Source organism: Chitinimonas sp. BJB300, from assembly GCF_002735695.1.
In the GTDB taxonomy this organism is placed as follows: domain Bacteria; phylum Pseudomonadota; class Gammaproteobacteria; order Burkholderiales; family Chitinimonadaceae; genus Chitinimonas.
Genome location: NZ_PDZH01000313.1, coordinates 1 through 1,156, shown reverse-complemented (window position 1 = coordinate 1,156; position 1,156 = coordinate 1). Strand labels below are relative to the sequence as shown.

General features: G+C 46.2%; 1 protein-coding gene. It reads left to right on the top strand.

Going from position 1 to position 1,156, the window contains the following annotated elements:
- Positions 1-923: hypothetical protein (locus tag CSQ89_RS22755; protein WP_158229092.1), on the top strand; the 923-nt coding region annotated here is incomplete at its 5' end.
- Between the last annotated feature and the right edge of the window lie 233 nt (positions 924-1,156).

The window sequence follows — 1,156 nt, the reverse complement described above, 5'->3', positions numbered from 1 at the left end:
GGAAGTGGCTGAATAAAATGGGCGCGGAGTGGAAGACGCGCGTCCAGATTGGAGATGAAAGAGGGATATTTACAGAGCTTTACCAGCCGTTAACGTTGAATGGTGAGTTGTTTGTTGCATTGGGCGGCAGTCTGGATAGTCGTAACCTTAATTTTTACTTTCACGGGATACGTCTTTCAGCTGCTCGGAAAACTCGTCGCACTGCCCACTTGGATATTGGATCGACATGGGGACGTTGGGGTGAAGTAAGAGTAGGTGTAGAGCGCTCCAAGTCGAGACTGACTGTAGCTCGTTTGGTCCCAGAATTACTAGGTGAGTCTGGACTTGATTCGGACGCTAGAAGTGAGACGATAAATGATGGAGGAGTACGATTTAGTTTGGGTTATGACCAGTTGGATAGCGCGCGATATCCCCGTGAAGGCACTTATGCGCATTTAGAGTTGTACCGAGGACTACATAGTATGGGGGCCGGAGAGGAAATCCTTTCAGCCTCTATAGATTTGAAGCGTGCTTTTAAGGTGGGCAAGTGGTCTTTATTGCTTAATTTAAATGGTAGTGCCATCAGTGATGGGGTGCGGCCAGATCTGATGCCTTCTGTTGGAGGGCTGTTCAAACTGACGAGTTATGCTGAAGACGAGTTTCGTGGACAAAGAATTGTACGTACTCAAATTCGTTTGTCGCATGACGTGGTTAAACTTTCACCCGTCTTGGGTAAAGCTGGTTTTTATGGGTTATCTTTGGAGCGTGCCAGAGTTTGGGACCAACATTTGAATATAAATGAAGGTAATGCCCAGTCTAAAGTCTACCATTCTGCCGCATTATTTGTTGGGAGTGACACACGCATTGGGCCGGCGTATTTAGCGATAGGCTACGGTGATAATAAAAAAGCGCGAGTATATCTAAGCATTAATGGCGGGTTTTAATCCACAGAGATTATTGTTCGGTTGTTGATCAGGGTATTTGGACTTAGCCAGTTACCGAGAAAATAATTAAACCATTATTTCATTTATTTACCTTTGATTTTGACTTTGGAAATAGGCAGATGCCGTGTTTTGTCCGTTGTGCCGTATTGTTTGCATTGTTGATAAGCCATGTTACCTATGCAGATGAACGCCCCCGAGTGGCATTGGTGCTGGGCGGGGGAGGCGCGCGTGGG